The following is a 23,550-nucleotide window of genomic DNA, read 5'->3' as shown; positions in this document are numbered from 1 at the left end:
ACAGGCTTTCCCCACTCCACTGGAGTGGGGATGCGTCTGATCGGCATTGCCCTAATTTGTATCCGGAGACTATGAGGTATCCCTCAATGGCATGTCCATACCTCAGGCCACGCCGCGCTTGCGGCCTTCCCAGAACGGCGCACGCAGGTCAGTCTTGAGCACCTTGCCGACGCTGGACAATGGCAGGCTGTCACGAAACTCGACACTACGCGGGCATTTGTAGCCGGCGATACGTTCGCGGCAGTGGTTGACGATCTCCTCGTCGGTCACACGCCTTTCCGGATTGCGGATGATCACTGCGTGCACGGCCTCGCCCCATTTGTCGCAGGGGATGCCGATCACCGCGACCTGGGCCACTGACGGGTGGCTGGCGATGGCGGCTTCCACTTCGGCACTATAGATGTTCTCGCCACCGCTGACGATCATGTCCTTGAGCCGGTCGCAGACATATACGAAACCGTCTTTATCCATGAAACCGCCGTCGCCGGTGTGCATCCAGCCGTCACGAATCGCTTCGGCGGTGGCTTGCGGCTTGTTCCAGTAGCCCAGCATGACGTTCGGACCGCGCACGATGATTTCACCAACGCTGCCGCGCGGTACTTCGCGATCCTCAGCATCGACAATGCGCACTTCCACACAGAACGCTGGCAATCCGGCGGAGTACATCTTGCCACTGTGGTGGTGTTGCTCGCTGTGATACTCCGGGAGCAGGAGTGTCGCTATCGGCGCCAGCTCACTCATGCCATAACCCTGGCGCAGGCCTGCGCCTGGGAAGGCCTCGCGCGTGCGTTCGAGCAATGCCGGCGTGATAGGGGATGCGCCATAGTTGATGGTTTGCAGTGAGGACAGGTCGAACTCGCTGGCTTGAGGATGGCTACTGCGCCAGTCCAGCAGCATCTGGATCATGGTGGGTGCCAACAGTATTTCGCTGACACCTTGCTCAGCGATGGTTTCCAGCACCTTCTGGGGGGTGAACGACGGCAGGATCAGGTGCGTGCCGCCACTGATGAACAGTGCTGTCATCGCCGCAAAGTCGGCCAGGTGGAACATTGGCATCACATGCAGGTAGCGTTCCTGCGGGCGACACGAGCCCGACGCGACCAAGGCCATCGAAGAAGCACAGATATTGGTATGGCTTAGCATCACGCCCTTGGGGAAACCGGTGGTGCCGCCGGTATAGAAGATGCCCAGCAGCGCATCGCCCTGGCGCCGTGCATCCTGCACCGGGGCACTTGCTGCAATCAGTGCTTCAAAATTGAGCATGCCGGTCGGGGTTTCACCGTCGCCGGCATAGATCACCGTGTGCAGTGTCTTGGCTGTCTCGATGATCTTGCCGGCCAAGGCGACGAAGTTGTCGTCGACAATCAACACGCCGGTTTGCGAGTCATCCAGCGAGTAGACGATCTCGGCCACGCTCCAACGTATGTTGACTGGATTGAGCACTGCATCGGCCCAGGGCACAGCCTGGTAGTACTCGATATAGCGCTGCGAATTCAACGATAGCATGGCCACCCGATCGCCACTGGCGATGCCCAAGGTCTTCAGTGCGCTGGCAAGGCGGGCGACGCGATCACCGAACTCGGCATAGGTAACGCTGCCATATTCGGTTTGAATGGCAATGGCGTTGGGGCTGCGCTGCAGGTGGCGGTGTAACCCTTGGGTAATGTACATCGATAACTCCATACTCTTGTTGTTCTGGGGGTGACGGAGATACTTTGTGGTGTGCCACACGATTGGCGTGTGCGTTACTCGGTTGTGGAGGTCGATGGAGGCCAACGACTGCGTACCGCTTCGCCATCCGGGTCGTAGTCATGGCAGGTGATGACCCAGGGTCTGTCATGACACAAGTTTAAACAGCAGCCTCGGCAGGCAGGCGGGCTTGCCGAGGCTGTGGCAAACCCGCAAGCGGCGGGGTACTTAGAGCGAACGACCGACCAGTTCGCGCTGGATCTCGTTGGCACCGCCATAGATGCGCGTCACCCGCGCTTCGGTCCACATGCGGCCGATCGGGTACTCTTTCATGTAACCGTAGCCACCGAAAAACTGCAGGCAGCGATCGATCACGTCGCTCGAACGATCGGTCAGCCAGAACTTGCCCATGGAGGCCTGGGGCGAATCGAGCTTGCCGTCGATCCATTGCTGGATCAGGTGGTCGCAGAACGCCCGCGAGGCCAGGGTGGTGGCCTTGATGTCGGCCAAGGTGAAGCGGGTGTTCTGGAAATCCAGGACGCGCTGTCCGAACACCTTGCGGTCCTTGGTGTATTCGAGGGTTAGCGCCAGGGCGCGCTCCATGCTGGCCGTCGCATTCATGGCTATCTGCATGCGCTCATACGGCAGCTGATTCATCAGGGTGAAAAAGCCTTTGCCTTCGACGCCGCCGAGCAGGCAGTCGGCCGGTACTTCGCAGTCGTCGAAGAACATCTCCGCGGTGTCCTGGGCCTCCCAGCCGAGCTTGTCGAGGGTCTTGCCACGACGGAAACCCGGCAAACGGGTGTCGACCAGGAAGATCGAGATACCTTTTGCGCCGCCGTTTGGATCGGTCTTGGCTACCACGGCGACCATGTCACAGATCTGACCATTGGTGATGAAAGTCTTGGCGCCATTGATGACGTACTTGTCGCCCTGTTTCACCGCACGGGTACGGATGGCTTGCAGGTCGGAGCCTGTGTCGGGCTCGGTCATAGCCACCGAACAGATGACTTCGCCCGAGGCGATCTTCGGCAGCCAGTGCAGCTTCTGTGCTTCGGTGCCATCGGCCAGAATGTAGTGCCCCACGATATGACTGATACCCAGGCCCAGGCTGGAGACGCCGGCATAGGTCATTTCGTTGATCACGGCTGCGACGTGCGCCGGAGTCCCCCCCGAACCGCCGTACTCGACGGGTACGTCGGGCAGGATCATGCCCATTTCGCCAACGGCCAGCCAGGAGGCACGATCAACTTGATGTTGTTCGCGCCATTTTTCTTCCAGCGGCGCCAGGGACTGGGTGACAAAGCGGCGAACGCTGTCAGCGAATGGAATGACGTCCTCGTCCATCCAGGGCGAACGGTAATTATCCAGCATCGCGAATACCTCGAATTCTTCTGAGTGTTAAATCCCGGATAAGCCACTGCACTGTGAGCAATAGCGCATCCGGGGGCGGGACAAGCGGGCTTAGAGGGCGCCGTGGCCGCCGCCGCAGACCAGAGTCTGACCGGAGACGTAGTTCGCTTCCGGCAGGCAAAGCATCACCACAGAACCTGCGGCCTCTTCCGGCGTACCCGGACGGCCCAGAGGGATCACCTGGCTGGCGCCGTCGATCATGGCTTTCTGCACGCCGACCTTGATTTCGCGCCCTTCAATGTTGACGGTCTTGCTCTCGTCGCCGGCCAGTGCCTGGGTCAGGCGGGTGTCGATTAAGCCGAACGCCACGGCGTTGACACACACCTTCATGCGCCCCCACTCCTTGGCGAGGGTCTTGGTCATGCCCAGGATGCCTGCCTTGCCTGCAGAGTAGTTGGCTTGCCCGGCATTGCCGCCGGCGGCGATGGAAGAAATGTTGACCACCTTGCGGAACACTTCACGGCCTTCGGCGGCTTCCTGTTTGGCCTGGGCGCTGATCACCGGCTGGGCGGCACGCAGGATGCGGAACGGCGCAGTCAGGTGGCAGTCGATAATGGCGTACCACTGCTCGTCGGTCATTTTCTGAATGACGCTATCCCAAGTGTAACCAGCGTTGTTGATGATGATGTCGACCCCGCCAAAGCTTTCCACGGCGGTTTTGACGAAGCGCTCGGCGAAATCGGCGGCCGTTACACTACCGACGCAGGCCACTGCGTCGCCACCGGCGGCGCGGATTTCGGCGACCACGTCTTCGGCCGGACCCGCGTCCAGGTCGTTGACCACGACCCTGGCGCCATAGCCGGCCAGTTGCAGGGCGACGCTACGACCGATACCACGACCGGAACCGGTCACCAGGGCCACTTTACCTTCAAGCTTTTTCATTACTGTGTTCTCGTTTCTTATTTGAATGTGTGTGTTCATGTACGCTTCAGGCCAGGGCCACCACGGCAACACCTGCCAGCTTTTCTTCGCCGTACTGGTTGCTGCACTTGATTTCAATGCGCACGCGCTTTTCACCGTCGGCTTCGAACTTCTCGGCAACGGTGCCGGTGCAGGTCGGGATGTGGCCAAGCTGGGTAATGCCGGTGAAGCGCATGGAAAACGAACGTATCTGTTGCTGTGGCACCCAGTTGGTCAGCAGCCGGCCCAGATAGGCGGCCGACAACATGCCGTGGGCGAACACATCGGGCATGCGTGCCTTGCGGGCGAAGTCGATGTCCACGTGGATCGGGTTGTGGTCCCCCGAGGCGCCGCAGTAGAGGGCCAGGGTGGTGCGGTTGACTGCGGGCAATGTCAGCAACGACACTTGATCGCCGATCTGGATATCGCTGTACTGGGAAATGTTCATCGAATGCTCCTCAACGCTGTACCAGCGTGCTGCGGATGTCGGCCACATGTTCGCCGTCTTGATTGGTCACGCGGGTTTCATTGACCACAAACTGCAGGGCACCACCTTTTTTGTCGTAGACATCGACGATGCGCGTGTCGAAGGTCAACACGTCACCGGCAACCGCCGGCTGGTGGTAAACGAACGCTTGCTCGGCGTGCAGAACGCGGCCCAGATCGAAGCCATAAACGTTCAGTTGTTCGACCAGATTGCGTCCTTCGCCTTGCAGGCACATGAGGAACGTCGGCGGCACGGGTAGCGATTTGTAGCCGGCAGCCTTTGCCACCGCTTCATCGGTGAAGACCGGGTCGGTTTCACCGATGGCCTTGGCGAAGAAACGCAGGCGGCCCTTTTCAACATCGGCGTGAGTGACGCCGAGGGAATGACCAATCAGATTCTTGTCTGCCATTTCAGTTAACTCCTGGATATGGCCTGTGAACCCGGGCCGGCGCACAGGCAACTTGGTTCAACCGCGGCCGTATAAGGTCACGACGCAGGCGCCGCCCAGACCAAGGTTGTGTTGCAGAGCATGGCTGATGCCTTCGACCTGGCGTGCCTCGGCGCTGCCGCGAAGCTGGTGGGTCAGCTCATAACACTGGGCCAGGCCCGTGGCGCCCAGCGGGTGGCCCTTGGAGAGCAGGCCGCCCGACGGGTTGGTGACCACCTGGCCGCCGTAGGTGTTGTCGCCGTCGAGGACGAAGCGCTCGGCACCGCCGATTGGGCAGAAACCCAAGGCTTCATAAGTCAGCAGTTCGTTGTGAGCGAAGCAGTCGTGCATTTCGGCGACGCGGATGTCCTGTGGGCCGATGCCGGCTTTCTCATAGACTTCGCGAGATGCGCGCTCGGCCATGTCGCGGCCGACCAACTGAATCATCGACGGTGGCTCATAGGCGATCGGCGTGTCGGTGGTCATCGACTGGGCGAGGATCACCACGTCGGTGCGCAGGCCATGCTTTTTTGCAAACGCTTCGCTACAGATGATCGCTGCGGCGGCGCCGCAGGTCGGCGGGCAGGCCATCAGGCGCGTCATCACACCTGGCCAGACCACTTGGTCGTTCATCACGTCTTCGGTGGTGACGATCTTGCGGAACAGTGCCAGCGGGTTGTTGGAGGCGTGACGGCTGGCCTTGGCGCGGATCGCGGCAAAGGTGCTCATTTGGGTGCCGTATGTCTGCATGTGTTCACGGCCAGCGCCGCCAAACATCTGCAGGGCCATGGGAACGCCTTCGGCATCGGCGGCCAGCCTGGCAACGACTTCAGACGACTTGCTCATTGCAGCCGGACGGTCATCCCAGTGATTTTTCAGGGCGCCTGGCTGCATTTGCTCGAAGCCCAAGGCCAGCGCGCACTCGACGGCGCCACTTTCCACCGCCTGGCGCGCCAGGTACAGCGCGCTGGAACCGGTCGAGCAGTTGTTATTGACGTTGACCACTGGAATACCGCTCAGGCCGACTTCATAGAGGGCCGATTGGCCAGAAGTGGAATCGCCATAGACGTAACCGACATACGCTTGCTGCACCAACTTGTAGTCCAGACCGGCATCTTTCAGGGCCAGACGCGTAGCTTGGGCGCCCATCTCGATATAGGTACCGCTCGCGCCTGGTTTCAGGAACGGGATCATGCCTACGCCGGCTACATACACTTTCTGCGACATCGTCTTCTCCATACGGGGTGGTTATGCCTCGCGCAAAGGGTGGGCGGGGCAAAGGCGGCAGGGCCGGCTCACGTGGCCAAGATACGTATCGCGTGCCAGGGGCGGACCCGCCCCTGCGGAGTGGTAAGGGGGTGGGGTGTGCGCTGAGAATTGGCATCAACGCAAGCGGGGCGCCATGCTGCCTATGCCAGGCTTCACGAATACCTGTCGCTGTGCCCCCTCAACAACCACTCCCCGGGAGTGGGGGAGCTGGTCTCACCGTTGCCGTAGCCTTTTCGATATGGCCGACTTCGTCTGGCCAAACACACATATTCGACCTCAATCGCGGTGCGCTGAAATTGCGCTTGAATCGCCTTGAGGTGATGAGCGCCATCAACGCCGGCTTGCACGCAGAGCTGTTGCGAGTGTTCGCCGGTATTAACCGGCGAGGGCTGGGGGCTTTATGGTGGCCGTGAATTGGCCTGGCTCCGCGACATCCGTTCGCATAAGCACGCCCGCTTGCGGGCATACCAGCGCGTGGATTGAAACGCGTCCGCACTTTACTCATGCCATCCTATTGGAGTTCACAAAATGCACCCTGAGTCTTTGGTTCTCTATCGTGTCGAGGACGGCATCGGCCACCTAACGCTCAATCGTCCCGAGCAGGGTAATGCGGTCAACCTCGCGCTCAGCGAGGCGTGGCAACACGCGGTCGAGCAGATCGCATTGGCGCAACCGCGAGTGGTCGTGCTGGATGCGCGCGGGCCGTTGTTCTGCGCTGGCGGCGACATTGCCGAGTTCGTCGAGAACCGTGGCCGACTTGTCGAGCACATCGGCGCCATACTGGACATGCTCAATCCGGCCATGAGTCGCCTGGCAAACCTCTCGGCCCCCCTGATCAGCGTGGTGCATGGAAATCTGGGGGGCGCCGGAATCGCCTTTGCCTGTTGTGCCGATTTTGTTCTTGCCAGTGACAGCACCAAGCTGCGCGGCGGTTACTCGGCCATCGGCTTTACCCCGGACCTTGGCGCCTCCTATTACTTGAGCAGGCGTGCAGGTGCGGCCGCCGCCAAGCGAATCCTGATGCTCAACGAGTGTGTACCCGCACAGGCGTGTCAGGCCCTGGGCCTGTTCGATGAACTGCACCCCCCGGACGACCTGTCGGCAGCAGCCGAGCGCCTGTCACAGCGCCTCGCCGGCGGTGCCAGCAAAGCATTGGGGCGGATCAAGCGCCTGTGCGATAGCGCAGCGGCGCATGACGTCATCACGCACCTGGACCTGGAGGCTGCCGCGTTACTGGCGTGCGCGCAAAGCGCCGATGCAGCCGAGGGGGTGCAATCCTTTATCGACAAGCGGACGCCGCAATTCACTGGTCGATAAGCGGCTTTCCTCCACCATCCAGGCCAGCATCGGCGCTGCACCCTAAGCGGTGTCGCCAATGAGGCGTTCCGGCTTGATGTCGAACTGCGCTTCGACCCGATCACTATCTGCTGGGACTTTTCGACATCGTGCCCAACCTTCTGGGCCTTGACCCAGTTGCGCAGGGCAGGGTTGTTGGTTTCCTGTTTTGCTTTCCGTTTGACGGGTACCTGACTGCGTCGGCAAATCAGCATGTTGCGTCCTGAGGTGAAGGTGAACTTCAGGCTCTTCAATCAGTACCCGCTGGATTGGCTCGACCCCGGCGTCGGTTTGCTCCTCGGTATTTTGTACTTTTTCAGCCTGTCGTCCCGGAACGCCATCAATTGGAAAATCATCGAGAGCAGGTTCTGGTAACCCAGCCCGTTGGATGTTTCGGGCAGGCGCATATGAGATTCGGATCGCAAGTGACTGGGAAGGGAGCGTTTCTTTTTTTTCTGACAACATCCGGTTTTCAAGGGCAAGCGACAGGCTGTGCAGGGGGACAGTACAGGCGCTACAGAAAAGCTGCCGACGAAGCGGCCTGTCAGTTGTGTCTACAGAATCAAGGGCAATTCACTTCTCAATCAGCGGGCACACTTCTGGTTTGGACCTTTTTACGGACCAAATTGATGATCAACAACACACTGGCTGCGCCCCCCTGTAAACCGCACATAACTCCAATGAGGCTTGTATGAAATTTGATCCACACAATCGCGCCTAACAGCAGCGTCAAAAGCACCCCAAGCAAAAGCAACGTGAAGTGTCGCACAGGGGGGATATCTTCCAGCACGTCAGCAAAAATGCTCCAGCATGCCCATTGCGAGAACAGTAACAGAGTGAGCCACAGTAGACTCCCTTCCCAACCTGTCATGGGCCTTGAAGTGAGCAGAGTGATCGGCAGATTTATTACGAAAAAGAGAATCAAGACGATCGTCGTGGTTGAAGGGACGGTATAGGCGGGCAGTGCAATAGCTATCTGGATCAACTTGAGTATTTGTAGTCGAGTGATCAAGTCGCGCGCTCCTGGCGGTTCGCATTTGGCCAAGTCCGGTGGCCGCCCCAGTGACTATAGATCAGAGGGTAATACAGTGCTGGATAACCCAGGACTGTCTTGGTCGTGTATTAGGTCGAGTTCGTCAACGAAGACGTCGACTACGCGCACCGGATTGGTATCGCTCACGTAGTCGTCGAGGCTCTCGGAAAGTAAGGTACTTTGACCTCGACGTTCACCTTGAATGAAGCGTTTCACTGGCTTCCCCTGTATATGAATACGCAAAAATAATAGTACAGAGACAGCCCTTCATTCATGTTTGAGATGGATGTCTGAGTTCGATGGTGAAGCCAAACTGGGAACCACATATCAGGCTCTCTATACTGGCCTCCCAGGATGGTAGTTGGAGCGCCAAATATGCCCGTCACAGCCAATCAAAATTCCCCAATCATTTTGATCCTAGCTCAACAAAGCGACTTGGATAATCTTGTAGCCATTCGAATTGAGGCCATGCGCGAAAGTCTGGAGCGTGTTGGGCGATTTGATCCAGTGCGCGCGCGCGAGCGGTTTCTTAGCGGTTTTGAAGCTCGCAACACACGCTACATCGAGGTATCTGGAGAGAGGGTTGGTTTTGTAGTGGTCAAGCATCACCACAAGGAACTCTTGCTCGACCACTTGTATGTGAGACCGACCGCGCAAGGATCAGGTGTAGGGTCTGCTGTTCTCACTCAGATTTTCAAAGAGGCGGATGCGGCTGCGCTCCCTATTAAAGTTGGTGCTCTCAAAGAAAGCGCTTCGAATCGCTTTTATACCCGCCATGGCTTCCAATTCATCGAAAGCAGTGAATTCGACAATTATTATGTTCGTCAGAGTGTTCCGGCGATTGGCCCGGCTTGCTAGCTGGATAGGATGCACCTCGACGTATGTTTTGACACACTCGTATGTCGTAACGGGTACATAGTGCTTATGCCTTGAGCGCTGAGTCTCTGCTGCAGGCAATGATGCCCAGGGCAAAGTGAGTCAGGGCATCCGTGAGTTTTTGTTCCGGGACTTCAATGCTTTGCCAGAGGGACTGTCCGTAGAGCATGCCGATGACGGCCTCTGTGATCAGGCCTGTGCGGTCACTGATGCAGCCAGTTTCGCCACACTCGGCGGAAACGATGGCCTTCAGCAGGGTGGCGTAGTTGCTCTTCAGCTGATTGATCTCCTGTTGTTGCTCATCGCTGAGGTTGACGAACTCTCGTGTCACCAGCATTAGCCGATGTTTCTCGGTCAGGTTGAACACCACAAATGCGTGCACAAAGCGCTGGAGACGGTCGCGGTGCGTCCGGGCTCCCCGCATGCGGCGCTTGGTACCGGCCAACAGGTCGGAGACCGCGCCTTCGATCAGTTCGAACAACAGGCTTTGTTTGTTCTCGATATGGTTGTACAGCGAGCCGGCATGCAGCCCCAACTGGCCAGCCAGGTCACGCAGGCCGATGGCCTGGTAGCCGCGCGTTGCAAAGAGTTCCAGTGCAACATCGAGCAGGCGGTCGCGGGCACTCGGGGCGGGGCGCTTCGGTGTGTTTACGGCAAGCATAGGAGGTCAGGCGCTCTGCGTTGAGAGAAGTGCAGTGGCGGTCCTGCTCGACCGCCCTGCCATGAGTGTGTTATCAGGCTGGATTGGCTTCTTCCGGAAGAATCAGCTGCGCGGGAATCCGTTGCGTCGAGTTACGCGCCACCCAGTAGTAAATGAGGGCGGGTACGGTTAGGCCGATCAACCACGAAATGTCCGTCCCACCCAAGGTTTCAACCAAGGGGCCGGTGTAGAAACTGGTGGCAATGAAGGGCATCTGAATCACTACGCCGAGGGCGTAGACTGCTATGCCGGTGACATTCCAGCGTCCGTATCGACCATTCGGATTGGAGAGTGCAGGGATGTCATAGCGCTCCTTGGTCACCAGATAAAAGTCAACTAGGTTGATGGCGCTCCAGGGCGTGAAAAAGGCCAGCAGGAACAGGATGAACGCTGAGAAGTCATGAAGGAACGAATGCCTCCCCAACAGCGCCAGCGCTGTGGCGAATCCGACCATGACCAGGATGTAGATCAACCGCACGGTTTTGGAAATTTCCTGGTTGCCTCTGAAACCGCTGATGATGGTAGCCAGAGACATGAAACTACCGTAGGCGTTGAGCGTGGTAATGGTCACCTTCCCGAACACGATACTGAAAAACAGCAGTGACGCGACGACGCCGCTGGCCCCCATGCCGACGATGTAGGACACCTCGTGGCCGGCAAACTGATCACCTGCCAAGGCGGCTACGAATACACCGAAGACCATGGAAATTTGAGTGCCGATCACTGAGCCCAGGCCTACAGCAAAAAAAGTTTTCCAGGCTGAAGTCTTTCTCGGCAGATAGCGCGAATAGTCAGCGACATAGGGGCCGAATGCGATCTGCCAGGAAGCCGAGAGTGATATTGCCAAGAGAAAACTGGCCAGTGAAAAGTGTCGATTTCCAAGCAGCTCGCTGATGTCATGAGCCGACAGCAAGCGGTAGAACAAGTAGAAGAAAGACACCACGCCAATTAGGCTCGACAGGCGTCCGATCAAATGGATAGTCCGATAGCCCAGCACTGTGAGCACAATGATCATCACCGCGAAAATCAGGATGCCAGCGGCGTCACTGACATTGACCAGTTGACTGATGGCCTGGCCCGCAAGCACCGAGCCGCTGGCAGAAAAGCCCACGTACATCAGGCAGACCAGGACGATAGGGATAACGGCGCCGTAGACGCCGAATTGCACGCGACTGGAGATCATCTGCGGCAGGCCCAACTGGGGGCCCTGAGCGGCGTGCAGCGCCATGATTGCGCCCCCCAACAGTTGCCCGATCAACAAGCCAATCAGCGACCAGAACACATCGCCGCCCAATACGACAGCCAGTGCGCCAGTGACGATCGCAGTGACTTGAAGGTTGGCGCCGAACCACAGGGTGAACTGACTGAGCAGCCGGCCATGGCGCTCGGACTCAGGTATGTAATCGATGGATCGCCGTTCTATATACGTCTTGCGCTGCGCACTTTCTTTGGTGGCGGACATGGCAGTTCCTCTCGGGCGTCGTACCGTACGACAGCCTTCTCGTGGGGGAGTGACTCAGGGGAGGGCCTGTTAAACAGGCCCGGTTTTTCGCTCGATCAGCGCTGGGCGTCGAGCAAGCTTCGCGAAATGATGATTTTCTGCACTTCGGACGTGCCTTCGAAAATGCGCAGGATCCGTGCGTCGCGTACGTAGCGTTCCAGTGGAAGGTCGCGGATGTAGCCATAACCGCCATGGAGCTGGAGCGCTGCATCGGTGATGAAACCGGCGCATTCGGCGGCGACCAGTTTGGCGGTGGCCGAGTCCAGACTGAAGCGTTCACCGCTGTCGCGGCGGGCGGCGGCTTTCCAGGTCAGCATGCGGGCACCTTCCAGCTGTGCATACATGTCGGCGAGACGCCACTGTGTGCCTTGGTAGGCGGCAAGCGGCTTGGGGCCGATCTGCCGTTCGCGGACCCAGTTCAAGCTCGCTTGCAAGGCGGCATTGGCAATCCCCAAGGACATGGCCGCCACTTCAACGCGACCCCGGTCCAGCACCGCCATTGCCGTGTTGAAGCCGGCACCTTCGATGCCCAGCAATGCCGATTCGGGCAACCAGCAGTCCAGGGCCAGCTCATAGATCGTGCTGCCACGCAGTCCCATGGTTTTTTCCGGGCTGGAGAAGCTGACCCCTACCGTTCCCTGGGGAATCATGAAGGCACTGATGCCCTTGTGGCCGGCTTCGGCGTCGGTCTTGGCATAGAGCACAATGAAGCCTGCTTCGCGGGCATTGGTGATGTAGTGCTTACTGCCGCGCACCCGCCAACCGCCATCTTCACGCTGCGCACGGCAGCGCATGTCGGCCGGGTTGGAGCCTGCTGCCGGCTCCGTCAGCGCGAAGGCGCCGAGTAATTCACCGCTCGCTGCGCGAGGTAGCCACTCGTGTTTCTGCTCTTCGGTACCGCCGATCAGAATCGAATCGGTTGCCAGAAAATGCGCAGTCAACGCCGATGCAGTGGAGGCGCAGGCGCCAGCCACGGCTTCAACGACGCGGCTCATGGCCAGGCTGCCAATGCCCAGTCCGCCGTACTCTTCGGGCAAATTGATACCCATGCCACCCAGCTCGGCCAACGCCTGCAGGCTTTCGGCACAGAATGTCTCGGTTTCGTCGTAATGCTGGGCGCGCGGCTGGATCACCTCGCGAGCAAGTTTTTCAGCGGTTTCGACAACGGCCAATTCGACCTGATCTAATTCAAAATTCATGGGAAAGCTCCTGTTTGTTCAGTCCGAAAGCATGGTTGTCGGCGCCGAGGCGTGGGGCGTGAGTGACTGCGTGGGGTTTGCGGCCATTGAAGAAAACAGGTTGCGGTACCAGCGGTTGCGCGGAGCCTTCGGGGTGAATCAGCAACTGTCGTACTTGGGCCTGCTCGCTGCTGGCGGCCTGGGCGAGGTTCCACACCGGGGAAGACGGCACGCCCGCCTCGAGCAGGATGTCGCAGACCTGCTCAACGCTTATTTGCTGCGTCCAGACTTCGATTTCAGCGCGTAGCGCCGGCTCGTTGAGTGTGCGTTGCGGGTCATCGGCAAAGCGGGGGTCGCTGCCAAGTGCTGGCTTGCCCAGGCATTCGCATAACCGTTGGAAGAGCTTGTTGCTCGCCACGGCGATGACCACTTGACCGTTGGCGGCGCGGTAAGTATCAAAGGGTGTCGAAACCGGATGGCGGTTGCCCACCAGCCCAGGCGCAACACCATTGGCGAGGAGATTCGACAGGCCGGTCATTTGCAGGCTGAACAACACATCGAACATGGCGACGTCGATGTACTGGGCGCCGGGTGCATGCCGTTCGCGAGCGAATAGCGCGGAGCTGATGGCCCAGGCCGCATAAACACCGGCGCAAAGATCACCGATGGCTTCGCCACTGCGTGTAGGGCCTGTCTCTGCAAAACCTGTGACGCTCATTAGCCCCGACATTGCCTGGGCGACGATGTCATAGGCCGGGTTAGCCGACAGCGGACCATGCTGGCCGAAACCCGAAATGCTCGCGTAGATCAGCTTGGGGTTGTATTGCTTGAGGGTGTCGAAGTCGATACCCAGGCGACGTGTCACGCCGGGACGAAAGTTTTCCACGACGACGTCTGCGTCACGGACCAGCTCATATAGCCGGGCACGATCAGCAGTGGACTTGAAGTCCATTTCGACACTGCGCTTTCCGCGATTGATCAGGCCGAAATAGACACTCTCGCCATCCTTGAAGGGGCCCAGGTGACGGCTGTCATCGCCGTGGTCAGGGACTTCGAATTTAATGACGTCGGCGCCCAGGTCGGCGAGCATGGCCGTGCAATGCGGACCGGCCAAAACGCGGCTCAGATCAAGCACACGAATGCCTTGGAGTTGCTGGGTAAACGGACTGCTGCTCATGGTGCAGGCTCCTCGATTCCGGGGTTTAGACGTTGCCGATCATCGGTAGGTTGAGGCCTTGTTCCTTGGCACAGTCGATGGCGATCTGGTAACCGGCATCGGCGTGACGCATAACGCCAGTGGCCGGGTCGTTGTGCAGCACGCGAGCGATACGCTCGGCCGCTTCGTCCGTACCGTCGCAGACGATCACCATGCCCGAGTGCTGGGAGAAGCCCATGCCGACGCCACCGCCGTGGTGCAGGGACACCCAGGTCGCGCCACTCGCGGTGTTGAGCAGGGCGTTGAGCAGCGGCCAGTCGGACACGGCGTCGGAACCGTCTTGCATCGATTCGGTTTCGCGGTTCGGGCTCGACACCGAACCGGAGTCCAGGTGGTCGCGGCCGATCACGATTGGCGCGGACAGCTCGCCGCTACGCACCATTTCGTTGAACGCCAGGCCCAGCTTGGCGCGCAGGCCCAGGCCAACCCAGCAGATACGTGCCGGCAGGCCCTGGAAGCTGATGCGCTCGCGCGCCATGTCCAGCCAGTTGTGCAGGTGGGCGTCGTCCGGGATCAGCTCTTTGACTTTAGCGTCGGTCTTGTAGATGTCTTCAGCGTTGCCCGACAGCGCAGCCCAACGGAACGGGCCGATACCGCGGCAGAACAGCGGACGGATGTAGGCCGGTACGAAGCCTGGGAAGTCGAACGCGTTTTCCACGCCTTCTTCCTGGGCCATCTGACGGATGTTGTTGCCGTAGTCGAAGGTCGGCACGCCCATTTTCTGGAAGTCCAGCATCGCCTTGACGTGCACGGCCATCGATTGCTTGGCGGCCTTGATCACAGCGGCAGGTTCAGTCTTGGCGCGAGCGCGGTACTGGTCCCAGGTCCAGCCGGCCGGCAGGTAACCGTTGAGCGGGTCGTGGGCGCTGGTCTGGTCGGTGACCATGTCCGGGCGCACGCCACGCTTGACCAGTTCCGGCAGGATTTCAGCGGCGTTACCCAGCAGCGCGATGGAGATCGCCTTGCCTTCTTTGGTGTACTTGTCGATACGCGCCAGCGCGTCGTCGAGGTCTTTGGCTTGCTCATCGACATAGCGGCTTTTCAGACGGAAATCGATGCTGACCTGCTGGCATTCGATGTTCAGCGAGCAGGCACCGGCCAGGGTTGCCGCCAGAGGCTGGGCACCGCCCATGCCGCCCAGACCTGCGGTCAGGACCCACTTGCCCTTGAGGTTGTCGTTGTAGTGCTGGCGACCGGCTTCGACGAAGGTTTCGTAGGTGCCCTGGACGATGCCCTGGCTGCCGATGTAGATCCAGCTGCCGGCGGTCATCTGGCCGTACATGGCCAGGCCTTTGGCGTCGAGTTCGTTGAAGTGTTCCCAGCTCGCCCAGTGCGGCACCAGGTTGGAGTTGGCGATCAGCACGCGGGGGGCGTTGGCGTGGGTCTTGAACACGCCGACCGGCTTGCCGGATTGCACCAGCAGGGTTTCATCTTCGTTGAGGTGGGTCAGGCTTTCGACGATCTTGTCGTAGCACTCCCAGTTACGGGCAGCGCGACCGATACCACCGTAAACCACCAGTTCCTTAGGGTTCTCGGCGACTTCCGGGTCGAGGTTGTTCATCAGCATGCGCAGCGGCGCTTCGGTCAGCCAGCTCTTGGCGGTCAGCTTGTTACCGCGGGCAGCGCGGATTTCGACATCACGCAGGCGAGTGGACTTGGTGGTCATGGTTATCTCCTCATTCAGGGGTGAACGGGGTGGTAGTCACGCTTACAATGTCTGTATGCACTTATACCAACCTGTATGTACAAGTGAATGCAAGTGAGAGGCCAAATGCGCCTGATGAAAGCCGAATGAAATTTAGAAATTAAATGATATTGTTTAAAATCAAATAGTTAATATCTATTCGAAATTTCAGAGCGGGGCGGGATGGACGAAAATGTTGTTGCAAATTTTCGATTGGTAGTCACGACAGTTGTGCGTTATGTAACATTTTTTCGCCGTCGGCTTGAGGAGTGTCACCATTCTGCCAATTGGGTTGGCACGGGTAACAGCTTCAGAGGGATGGCTAGGGCGATATGTCTATCGAGCGGCAGGCGGGGGCCGCTCGACCTGTGAGTCAGTTGCCGAACTTGCCTTCGAGGCGATAGCGCGAACCTGGGTAAACCAAGCGTGCGCAACCCACTTGACCCATTGCCGCCCATGTACGACGGCGAATCAGCAGGCACGGTTCATAGCGATTGATTTGCAGAAGCTTGCACTCGGCAGATTTGGCGTGAATCGACTCGACCACGTGCTCGCCTTCGGTCAGCGGGGCCAGTTGAATCAGATAAGCGTAAGGCGTGACCTTGGTAAAGTCCTGCTGCAGATAGGCGGGTGCGACCTCGGCATTGACAAAGCGCTCTTCGATTTGCACCGGCACATCATTTTCGTGATGCACGACAACCGAATGGAACAAGCGCTTGACCCCCTCGAGGGGAAAGGGCATCGAAGCTCGCGCCCGTTCAGGCATCTCTTCAAGCACGACCACTTCACAGCGATGCTCATGACCACGGGCCGCAATCTCTTCCGCAATGTTGTGGATCTCGAAGAGCGCCGCATGGCCTTTTGGTTCGGCTACAAAAGTGCCTACACCCTGCATGCGCACCAGCGAACCCTCAATGGTCAGTTCTCGCAGCGCCCGGTTGATGGTCATGCGACTCACGCCGAGCAAATTCAGCAGTTCACTTTCAGAGGGCAGTTTGGAATTGGGCAGCCACGCACCGGAGCGAATCTTCTGCATGATGATTTGCTTGACCCGTGCATAAAGCGGGGAGGGGCTTTCGAGCGAAAAGGGCTCGAGGGATGCATTATCCTCAATAGGTTTGGACACAATAATTCCCAATATAAAAATGAATTGCTCCGATAGGCCTGGAGCGAAGTTTACTCTGCAGCCAAGGATACGCCTATGCAGGCAATGCATCGACGGGGTAAGGCAGCGCTGTTCTGAATAACCGCTTGAGAGCGGCCTGCCGCCAATACTGGAAGCCCGGAAGTCCAACCAGGTTGAGGCGGGGTGATGGGCAATTAACTCAAGCTGTACGCGGCTCTGAGCAAGCGCGGTTAACCCGGTCGTAACAGGGGTTCATGTGGAACGTGAGGGGCCGCTTTTGGCACAGGCTGTGTGAAAACGCATTCACGGTTTTGAAGTCTGCGTTGCTACGTAAAATCTGCCGATCGTTGGTTGGTCAGCAGACCGAAAATTTACGTAGGAAAGCGATTCTTGCTCCGATTCTGACTGTCAAGTTTGCTCTAAACGTTTTCACACAGCCTGGGCCGAAAGCTGCCCGTCGCGAAGGGCTGCAAACGACCCAAAGGTGTCCCTCGCGGAGGACAGTATCGTTGGGATAGCTGGTATCTTCACTCAAAGAATGGGCTTGCCTCCAGTTACGGCATACCGCGATCCGGAGATGTAGCTGGCTTCATCGGAACCCAGCAATACGAAGATCGGCGCCACCTCCACCGGTTGCCCGGGCCGACCGAACGGGTAACCTGAACCGAAGTGGCGGACCGCCTCGTCGGGCATGCTCGATGGAATCAGCGGTGTCCATATGGGACCAGGTGCCACGCAGTTGACCCGAATTCCTTTTTTTCCCAGCAATTGGGCCAGCCCTGCGGTGAAGTTGGCGATGGCGCCTTTGGTCGTGGCATAGGGAAGAAGCTTGGGCGAGGGGTCATCGGAATTGACTGAGCTGGTGTTGATGATCGAACTGCCTTCAGGCATTGAGGGGAGCGCGCGCTGGCAGAGCCGAAAGATCGCGGTAATGTTCACATCGAAGGTCTTGAGCCACTCGTCATCGTTGATCTCTTCCAGCGTCTCATGGGCCATTTGGAATGCCGCATTGTTTACCAGGATGTCGATCCGGCCGAAGTGAGCGACGGTCTTGTCCACCAGGTCATAACAGTGCTGCTTCTGCGCAAGATCACCGGAAAGCAACAAGTACTGTTGCCCGGCTGCTTCGACCCAGCGGGCGGTTTCCTCGGCATCTTCATGCTCATCAAGGTAGGCGATAGCGACATCCGCCCCCTCACGGGCGTAGGCAATGGCTACAGCGCGTCCGATGCCACTGTCCGCGCCAGTGATCAAGGCGATCTTGCCGGCCAGTCGGCCATGGCCCGTATAACTTTGTTCGCCGCAGTCCGGGTGGGGCTCCATCCTGCGTTGCGAGCCGGGGATCTGCTGAGGTTGGGAGGGAAAAGGTGGAGTGGGGTAATTGCGCATGGCACAAGCTCCTCGAATGGGAAACGCACATACTTTGTTCGAAAGCAGCGATGCCCAAGTGTTGGAACGGATACTCTTACACGGCGACGAACGGGCATACGGAGCCATTGCCCGGGAATGAACGAGATATCGCCGTCGCGCTCGACGATGGTGAACATGATCTGCTCGACCTTTTCTCGAGGGGGCGGGAAACCGTCCCTGATCGCATCTGGTTGAAGTTTTGACCAGAGAAGGACAATCCTTCCCTGGACGCGACGGCCTCCCTTTCAGGCTCAGCCGGCCTTGTGCAATGCTTCGACAAGCTCACCTTTGCGCATGGTCGAGCGCCCCGCGATGTGATGCTTGCGTGCCCGCTCCATGAGTTCGGACTTGGTCATGTCTTCCAGTTGCTGACTCGACCGCAGCCCCCCCTTGCGAGTGGCGGCGGCACGTTTGCCAGAAGACTTCCGGGCTTTCTTCTTGGCTGTCTCGCTGGTCTTGTGCCCAGAGCCGCCCTTGCGCTCGCCGCCGCCGGACTGCTTGTTGACTGTGGCCCAGGCGCGCGCCTCGGACTCATCTTTGGAAACGCCCTTGGCCTCGTAGCTCTTTTCGATATGCTCGGCCTTGCGCTTCTGCTTGTCGGTGTACTTGTCTTTGTCTCCACGCGGCATGATGGTTGACCTCCCTCGATTGATTGGATTTTCCAGGTGCCATCACTACGCTCGCAGTCGGCACGGGTATGGGCCAGGTCCGCCGTAGCGTAGTAATGGGTGATGATTTAGGCATCGGCTGCCACGGGTGAAGACGCCGCGATTGCTGGCGCCGCAGCCATTCCCCGGGCGAGGGACAGGCCGATCTGCTTTAGCAATAGGGAATTCATAGGCTCACTCCGGAGGTCGCACGACGTCAGTGTCGCTATAGGGTGGAGCCCGAGGCGGAGCCAAAGGTTTGATTTTTTTTCGCTGGAGTGGGTCTACAACTGCTCAACGGCCGCTTCCGGCAACTCGCCAAGCTTGACCTGTAGCCTGGTGTCCTGCTTCAGCATCGCCATAAGCGCCGGTACCAGCCCCTTCAATACTCGTCGGTCTAGCCATATATCGCCTTCAATGAACGACTCGCAGGGAAGGCTGTTCTACCGAATCGTACTGACTACAGCGTTGGAAAGGCGGGTGAGCCGGATCTTCATCATGCGCTAACCGAACAAGTTGGCGGGGCTGGAGGTGTTGTTGAACGTGCAATAGTCAAACGACTACCCGACCGTGCAGATGTTCACTGACCTGCAAATCCGCCTGATGAATCGGCTTGCGTCGATGCCTGAGCATCCCGCCCTGACGCTGATTCATCACCGCCGTCATCTCCGCCAGTATCGACAGCGCCACGTTCTCCGGAGCATCGCCACCCAGGTCCAGGCCCATGGGGAAATGCAGGGCGCACGTGCCCTGACCGATCTCCGCAAGCAAGCGCTGCGTACGCTCCTTCGGACCGAGCTGGCCGAGGTAGGCGGGAGAGGTCTGCAACAGTTGCCCGAGCCAATGCAGGTCCTGGCGATAGCTGTGGGTCATCACGGTGACGGCGGCGCCATCGGTCAGGGGGTGTAGGTCGAACGGGTTGTCGAGGCTGGCAAAGATTACGGCATCGGCCTGGGGGAAGCGTTCGGGGCGGGCGAAGTGGCTGCGACTGTCGATGACACTGACATGCCAGTTCAGCAGTTTGGCCATGCGTACCAGCGGCTGCGCGTCGTGGCCGGCACCGAAGATCACCAGGCGCGGTGGCGGCGCGATGTATTCGAAGAACACTTCGACTTCGCCACGGGCGTCGGTGTAGAGGCGTATCGATGATTTTTTCTGCGCCAGTGTTTTGCGCAGATCGTGGCGAATCGCAATTTTCAGCGGCAGATTGCGCAGGGTTCCATCGGTGTCGGACAGCAGACGGTCTCCGACCCGCGCCGAGGCATTGCGAGACGTGCCAATCACCGTGGCCATGGCGGCCGGCTGTTGGCTGTCGCGCACCCGGCGCAACAGTTCGATAACGGGTGATGAGGGTTTTGCGCGCAGGCGTTCGAGCAAGACGAACACCGTGCCGTTGCATCCCAAACCGAAGGTCAACGAGCTTTGCTCATCGTCTTCGTCCTCGGTGGCGCCCGTGCTGTAGCGGCGCACCACGGGTTCGCCGGAATCGGTCAGCCACCAGGCTTTTTTCGCCAGGTCCTGCTCCAGGCAACCGCCGCTGACGGTGCCGATGGTGCGACCGTGCAGAGGAATGAGCATGCGCGCGCCGGATCGGCGATAGGCCGAGCCTTCGACCTTGACCACGGTGGCGAGGATGATTTCTTCGCCGGCCTGGGCGGCGAAGTCGATGGCTTGTAGAAGATCATTGAGGCCGGACATGGCAGTAAATCCTGAGCATCATGGAGATCCCTGTGGGAGCGAGCTTGCTCACTCCCACAGGAGTAAAGGTGTGGCAGGACGGTCAGTCGTCCACACTCATCAACTGCCGGACCCCGTCCCACGCCTCGGCCCGCATCCGCTGCATATCCAGCCCCGGAATCACACCGTTATCGACCACCACCCGGCCACCGACCAGGCTGTACTTCACCCTGATCGGCTCGCCCGCTACCACGGGCGCCACGGCAATGTCGTGGAAGCCGAAGTAGCGCGGATGGTCGAGGCCATAGATCACCAGGTCCGCCGCCTGACCGATCTCAAGTGTGCCGACCGCACCCAACCCCAACACCTGTGCGCCACCCGCCGTGCCCCAGTGAATGACATCTTCGGCGGTGGTGGCCGAGGCGCCTTGCTCCGCGCGGTGTATCAGCCACGCCGTGTTTACCTCGCCAACCATGCTCCCGGATTCGTTGGACGCCACACCGTCGACGCCGAGGGAAATCGGCACCCCGGCCTCGAACATCTGCGGTACCGGCGCCACGCCGCTGCCGAGGCGCGCATTGCTCACCGGGCAGTGGGAAATACCGGTGCCGGTTTGTGCAAGCATGCGGATTTCACCCGGTTGCAGGTGCACCGCGTGGGCGAACCACACGTCCGGGCCGAGCCATTCGTGTTCGGCGACGAACTCCACCGGCAGGCAGTTGTATTTCTCGCGGCAGAAGTTGACGTAGTTCAGGGTTTCCGACAGGTGCGTGTGCAGGCGCAAGCCGAGGCCCCGGGCGGTGTGGGCCAGTTCCCGCAGCAGCGTCGGCGGCAGGGAAAATGTCGGTGTGGTCGGCGCGACGACCACCCGGCGCAAGGCGTCCGGGGTGTCCTGGTGATAACGGGATTTCAGTCGTTCGATGTCACCGACCATCTGGTCCAGGGTTTCCGGTTGCAGCGCGGTTTTCGAGAACCCCGGATGGGCGCTGGCCGACTCCAGCGCGCCGCCCCGGCACAGCACGAAACGCAGGCCGAATTCCTCGGCCATGTCGAACAGCAGGTCACCGGTCTCGGTGGTGCCGTTGGCATGGTAGAGGTAGTGGTGATCGGCGCAGGTCGTCACCCCTGACAACAGCAACTCGGCCATACCCAATCGTGCGGCGATGCGCGCCAGTTGGGGGGTGAAGCGATTGAGGCGCGGGTAGGGCACGCTGGCCAGCCAGCCTTGCAGGTCCTGGTTCAGACCTTCGGGCACGGCTTTGAGCAGGTTCTGGAACAGGTGATGGTGGGTGTTGATCCAGCCTGGATACACCACCGAGTGGCGCGCATCGATCACCCGTTCACCGGGTTGTGCTTCAAGGCCCGGGGCCATTTCGGCAATCCGACTGTTGACGATGCGGATATCCACGGCACCGGCCCGGGCCCGTGGGCCGCGCAGGCCGGTCATGACCGCCAACGGGTTCTTGATCAGGATGTTTTGCAGTTGAGTCATGGTCGGCTCCAGTCAGAGGCTGTGGGTGGCGGATTTGCTGGCGGCGGCATCAGGCACGCTGACACCGTTGAGGGTGGCGTTGAGCAACACCGACACCAGGCAAGCGATGACCACGCTGCTGTGCAGGAAGGGCTGCGACCACTCGGGTAATTGCTTGAACAGGGCCGGGGCCAGCACCGGCACCAGGGCGGCGGCGATGGTGAAGCCGACGATCAGCACGTTGTAGCGATTGCGCTCGTAGTCGACCTTGGACAGGGTCTGGATCCCCGCCGCCGCGACCACGCCGAACATGGCGATCCCGGCACCGCCGAGGGCTGCGGTCGGCATCGAGGCGATGATCGCGCCGGCCTTGGGCACCAGCGCCACCGCGCACATCAGCAGGCCGCTGACAGCCACTACCCAACGACTGCGTACACCGGTAAGGATCACCAGCCCGACGTTTTCCATGAAGGCAATGAACGGGAACGCGGCAAACATCCCGGCGATGGTGCTGGCCAGGCCGTTGGCGCGCAGGCCGTTGATCACCTGTTTTTCTTCCACCGGTTTGTCGACGATGTCACCGATGGCCACGAACAAGCCCATGGATTCGACCATCTGCACGATCATCACGACCACCATGGTGGCGATGGGGATCAGGCTGAAAGTCGGCAGGCCGAAGTAGAACGGGTAGGGCACGGTCAGCCACGGTGATTCCTGCACGCTGTGAAAACTGCCCATGCCCATTGCGTAAGCCAGCCCCGCACCGACGAGCATGCCCACCAGCACTGCCATGTTGCGCAGCATCGGGCTGCCGTATCGGTTGACCAGCAGGATGGTCAGCAACACCAACGCCGCGACTGCGAGATACGCCGGTGCGCCGAAATCGGCGGCATGACGTCCGCCACCGACCCATTCATAGGCAATCGGAAACAGCTGTAAGCCGATCACCGTGACAATGCAACCGGTGACCACCGGTGGAAAGAAGCGCCGTAGTCGACCCACGAACGGCGCGACAAGCATGGTGAAAATCCCCGCGCCGATCACCGCGCCGCAGACCCCGGCAAAACCGACTTGCGGGTTGCTGCCGATGGCGATCACTGGCCCTACACTGCTGAACGCCACGCCCTGCAGGATCGGCAGGCGCACGCCGAATTTCCAGAAACCGACGGTTTGCAGCAGGGTGGCGATGCCGGAGCAGAACAGCGTGGTGCTGATCAGCACCACCGTGTCGGCCTGGGACATCTTCAAGGCGCTGGCGACAATCAACGGCACCGCGATGGCGCCGATGTACGAGACGGCCATGTGCTGCAGGCCGAGGGTAAGCATTTGCCGTACCGGCAGAATCCGGTCGACGGGGTGGATGGTGGGCGTTGCAGGGGTATTGGCTGACGACATGGGGAATCACCTCTTGCTGTTGTTATTCGGTAGAGAGGGGTATTCGTTCTGATGCCGACCGCAGGAGCACCATTGCTCCCACAGGTTTCTTGGTGTCCTGACTGTCTGGCACCCGT

General features: G+C 59.6%; 21 protein-coding genes and 1 pseudogene. 2 read left to right on the top strand and 20 right to left on the bottom strand.

Annotation, left to right across the window (positions count from 1 at the left end):
* Positions 1-102 precede the first annotated feature (102 nt).
* The 6 genes from AB7M25_RS15375 to AB7M25_RS15350 form a co-directional block, all read right to left on the bottom strand.
* Entirely contained in the window at positions 103-1,671 is a 1,569-nt protein-coding gene (locus tag AB7M25_RS15375; protein WP_429385201.1) for a long-chain-fatty-acid--CoA ligase, read from the bottom strand.
* 246 nt (positions 1,672-1,917) lie between these two features.
* Complete coding sequence (locus tag AB7M25_RS15370) at positions 1,918-3,063, bottom strand: acyl-CoA dehydrogenase family protein (RefSeq protein ID WP_429385200.1); 1,146 nt, start codon at positions 3,061-3,063, stop codon at positions 1,918-1,920.
* A gap of 90 nt (positions 3,064-3,153) precedes the next feature.
* Positions 3,154-3,984: an SDR family NAD(P)-dependent oxidoreductase gene (locus AB7M25_RS15365; RefSeq protein ID WP_429385199.1), complete on the bottom strand. Its 831-nt coding sequence runs from the start codon at positions 3,982-3,984 to the stop codon at positions 3,154-3,156.
* A 46-nt stretch (positions 3,985-4,030) separates the two neighbouring features.
* Positions 4,031-4,450, bottom strand: coding sequence for a MaoC family dehydratase (locus AB7M25_RS15360; RefSeq protein WP_429385198.1), 420 nt, complete (start codon positions 4,448-4,450; stop codon positions 4,031-4,033).
* 10 nt (positions 4,451-4,460) lie between these two features.
* Complete coding sequence (locus AB7M25_RS15355; protein WP_454237563.1) at positions 4,461-4,898, bottom strand: MaoC family dehydratase N-terminal domain-containing protein; 438 nt, start codon at positions 4,896-4,898, stop codon at positions 4,461-4,463.
* A 57-nt stretch (positions 4,899-4,955) separates the two neighbouring features.
* Positions 4,956-6,143, bottom strand: coding sequence for a lipid-transfer protein (locus AB7M25_RS15350; RefSeq protein WP_429385194.1), 1,188 nt, complete (start codon positions 6,141-6,143; stop codon positions 4,956-4,958).
* Between the two features lie 570 nt (positions 6,144-6,713).
* Between AB7M25_RS15350 and AB7M25_RS15345 the strand changes: the two genes are divergently transcribed.
* The gene (locus tag AB7M25_RS15345; protein ID WP_429518206.1) at positions 6,714-7,502 is read left to right on the top strand and encodes an enoyl-CoA hydratase/isomerase family protein; all 789 of its coding nucleotides are present in this window, start codon (positions 6,714-6,716) and stop codon (positions 7,500-7,502) included.
* 42 nt (positions 7,503-7,544) lie between these two features.
* On the opposite strand, the gene AB7M25_RS15340 is transcribed toward AB7M25_RS15345, so the two are convergent.
* From AB7M25_RS15340 to AB7M25_RS15330, 3 genes and pseudogenes are all read right to left on the bottom strand, one after another.
* A complete protein-coding gene (locus AB7M25_RS15340; RefSeq protein ID WP_454238387.1) occupies positions 7,545-7,985 on the bottom strand; it encodes a hypothetical protein in 441 nt (146 codons plus the stop codon).
* Between the two features lie 115 nt (positions 7,986-8,100).
* Entirely contained in the window at positions 8,101-8,532 is a 432-nt protein-coding gene (locus tag AB7M25_RS15335; RefSeq protein WP_429385190.1) for a hypothetical protein, read from the bottom strand.
* A gap of 111 nt (positions 8,533-8,643) precedes the next feature.
* Positions 8,644-8,769 (bottom strand): annotated as a pseudogene (locus tag AB7M25_RS15330) (hypothetical protein); the annotation flags it as partial.
* A gap of 159 nt (positions 8,770-8,928) precedes the next feature.
* Between AB7M25_RS15330 and AB7M25_RS15325 the strand changes: the two are divergent.
* On the top strand, positions 8,929-9,411 hold the full coding sequence (locus tag AB7M25_RS15325; RefSeq protein WP_429385188.1) for a GNAT family N-acetyltransferase: 483 nt from the start codon (positions 8,929-8,931) through the stop codon (positions 9,409-9,411).
* Positions 9,412-9,475: 64 nt separating this feature from the next.
* Here the strand turns inward: AB7M25_RS15325 and AB7M25_RS15320 are convergent, their stop codons facing one another.
* From AB7M25_RS15320 to AB7M25_RS15270, 11 genes are all read right to left on the bottom strand, one after another.
* Positions 9,476-10,090 (bottom strand): TetR/AcrR family transcriptional regulator, encoded by a 615-nt coding sequence (locus tag AB7M25_RS15320; protein WP_429385186.1) that lies wholly within the window; start codon positions 10,088-10,090, stop codon positions 9,476-9,478.
* A 73-nt stretch (positions 10,091-10,163) separates the two neighbouring features.
* Entirely contained in the window at positions 10,164-11,591 is a 1,428-nt protein-coding gene (locus AB7M25_RS15315) for a purine-cytosine permease family protein (protein ID WP_429385185.1), read from the bottom strand.
* A 95-nt stretch (positions 11,592-11,686) separates the two neighbouring features.
* Positions 11,687-12,829: an acyl-CoA dehydrogenase family protein gene (locus AB7M25_RS15310; protein ID WP_429385183.1), complete on the bottom strand. Its 1,143-nt coding sequence runs from the start codon at positions 12,827-12,829 to the stop codon at positions 11,687-11,689.
* Positions 12,819-13,898, bottom strand: a complete 1,080-nt coding sequence (locus AB7M25_RS15305; protein ID WP_454237562.1) for a CaiB/BaiF CoA transferase family protein — start codon at positions 13,896-13,898, stop codon at positions 12,819-12,821. The genes AB7M25_RS15310 and AB7M25_RS15305 overlap by 11 nt, the downstream gene beginning before the upstream one ends.
* Before the next feature lie 112 nt (positions 13,899-14,010).
* Positions 14,011-15,690: a urocanate hydratase gene (gene hutU, locus AB7M25_RS15300; protein ID WP_454237561.1), complete on the bottom strand. Its 1,680-nt coding sequence runs from the start codon at positions 15,688-15,690 to the stop codon at positions 14,011-14,013.
* A gap of 391 nt (positions 15,691-16,081) precedes the next feature.
* Entirely contained in the window at positions 16,082-16,834 is a 753-nt protein-coding gene (hutC, locus tag AB7M25_RS15295) for a histidine utilization repressor (protein ID WP_046038586.1), read from the bottom strand.
* A 531-nt stretch (positions 16,835-17,365) separates the two neighbouring features.
* Entirely contained in the window at positions 17,366-18,223 is an 858-nt protein-coding gene (locus AB7M25_RS15290; RefSeq protein WP_429561371.1) for an SDR family oxidoreductase, read from the bottom strand.
* Between the two features lie 272 nt (positions 18,224-18,495).
* Entirely contained in the window at positions 18,496-18,873 is a 378-nt protein-coding gene (locus tag AB7M25_RS15285) for a Rho termination factor N-terminal domain-containing protein (RefSeq protein WP_429389669.1), read from the bottom strand.
* Between the two features lie 570 nt (positions 18,874-19,443).
* The gene (locus AB7M25_RS15280) at positions 19,444-20,589 is read right to left on the bottom strand and encodes an XdhC family protein (RefSeq protein WP_454237560.1); all 1,146 of its coding nucleotides are present in this window, start codon (positions 20,587-20,589) and stop codon (positions 19,444-19,446) included.
* Between the two features lie 82 nt (positions 20,590-20,671).
* On the bottom strand, positions 20,672-22,060 hold the full coding sequence (locus tag AB7M25_RS15275) for an amidohydrolase family protein (RefSeq protein WP_429389666.1): 1,389 nt from the start codon (positions 22,058-22,060) through the stop codon (positions 20,672-20,674).
* A 12-nt stretch (positions 22,061-22,072) separates the two neighbouring features.
* The gene (locus AB7M25_RS15270; protein WP_429389664.1) at positions 22,073-23,434 is read right to left on the bottom strand and encodes a nucleobase:cation symporter-2 family protein; all 1,362 of its coding nucleotides are present in this window, start codon (positions 23,432-23,434) and stop codon (positions 22,073-22,075) included.
* Positions 23,435-23,550 lie beyond the last annotated feature (116 nt).

The organism is Pseudomonas sp. AP3_22 TE3818 (assembly GCF_053628995.1).
The sequence above is the reverse complement of the archived record's forward strand: the minus strand, read 5'-3'. Positions and strand labels throughout refer to the sequence as shown.

Excerpts from the sequence above, each read along its gene's own strand:
- AB7M25_RS15290 (WP_429561371.1), bottom strand. The coding sequence starts at position 18,223 with ATGCGCAATTACCCCACTCCACCTTTTCCCTCCCAACCTCAGCAGATC.
- AB7M25_RS15345 (WP_429518206.1), top strand. The coding sequence starts at position 6,714 with ATGCACCCTGAGTCTTTGGTTCTCTATCGTGTCGAGGACGGCATCGGC.
- AB7M25_RS15280 (WP_454237560.1), bottom strand. The coding sequence starts at position 20,589 with ATGTCCGGCCTCAATGATCTTCTACAAGCCATCGACTTCGCCGCCCAG.
- AB7M25_RS15270 (WP_429389664.1), bottom strand. The coding sequence starts at position 23,434 with ATGTCGTCAGCCAATACCCCTGCAACGCCCACCATCCACCCCGTCGAC.
- AB7M25_RS15275 (WP_429389666.1), bottom strand. The coding sequence starts at position 22,060 with ATGACTCAACTGCAAAACATCCTGATCAAGAACCCGTTGGCGGTCATG.
- AB7M25_RS15350 (WP_429385194.1), bottom strand. The coding sequence starts at position 6,143 with ATGTCGCAGAAAGTGTATGTAGCCGGCGTAGGCATGATCCCGTTCCTG.
- AB7M25_RS15325 (WP_429385188.1), top strand. The coding sequence starts at position 8,929 with ATGCCCGTCACAGCCAATCAAAATTCCCCAATCATTTTGATCCTAGCT.
- AB7M25_RS15355 (WP_454237563.1), bottom strand. The coding sequence starts at position 4,898 with ATGGCAGACAAGAATCTGATTGGTCATTCCCTCGGCGTCACTCACGCC.
- AB7M25_RS15320 (WP_429385186.1), bottom strand. The coding sequence starts at position 10,090 with ATGCTTGCCGTAAACACACCGAAGCGCCCCGCCCCGAGTGCCCGCGAC.
- AB7M25_RS15310 (WP_429385183.1), bottom strand. The coding sequence starts at position 12,829 with ATGAATTTTGAATTAGATCAGGTCGAATTGGCCGTTGTCGAAACCGCT.
- AB7M25_RS15305 (WP_454237562.1), bottom strand. The coding sequence starts at position 13,898 with ATGCTCGCCGACCTGGGCGCCGACGTCATTAAATTCGAAGTCCCTGAC.
- AB7M25_RS15375 (WP_429385201.1), bottom strand. The coding sequence starts at position 1,671 with ATGTACATTACCCAAGGGTTACACCGCCACCTGCAGCGCAGCCCCAAC.
- AB7M25_RS15285 (WP_429389669.1), bottom strand. The coding sequence starts at position 18,873 with ATGCCGCGTGGAGACAAAGACAAGTACACCGACAAGCAGAAGCGCAAG.
- hutU (WP_454237561.1), bottom strand. The coding sequence starts at position 15,690 with ATGACCACCAAGTCCACTCGCCTGCGTGATGTCGAAATCCGCGCTGCC.
- AB7M25_RS15315 (WP_429385185.1), bottom strand. The coding sequence starts at position 11,591 with ATGTCCGCCACCAAAGAAAGTGCGCAGCGCAAGACGTATATAGAACGG.
- AB7M25_RS15365 (WP_429385199.1), bottom strand. The coding sequence starts at position 3,984 with ATGAAAAAGCTTGAAGGTAAAGTGGCCCTGGTGACCGGTTCCGGTCGT.
- AB7M25_RS15360 (WP_429385198.1), bottom strand. The coding sequence starts at position 4,450 with ATGAACATTTCCCAGTACAGCGATATCCAGATCGGCGATCAAGTGTCG.
- AB7M25_RS15370 (WP_429385200.1), bottom strand. The coding sequence starts at position 3,063 with ATGCTGGATAATTACCGTTCGCCCTGGATGGACGAGGACGTCATTCCA.
- AB7M25_RS15340 (WP_454238387.1), bottom strand. The coding sequence starts at position 7,985 with ATGTTGTCAGAAAAAAAAGAAACGCTCCCTTCCCAGTCACTTGCGATC.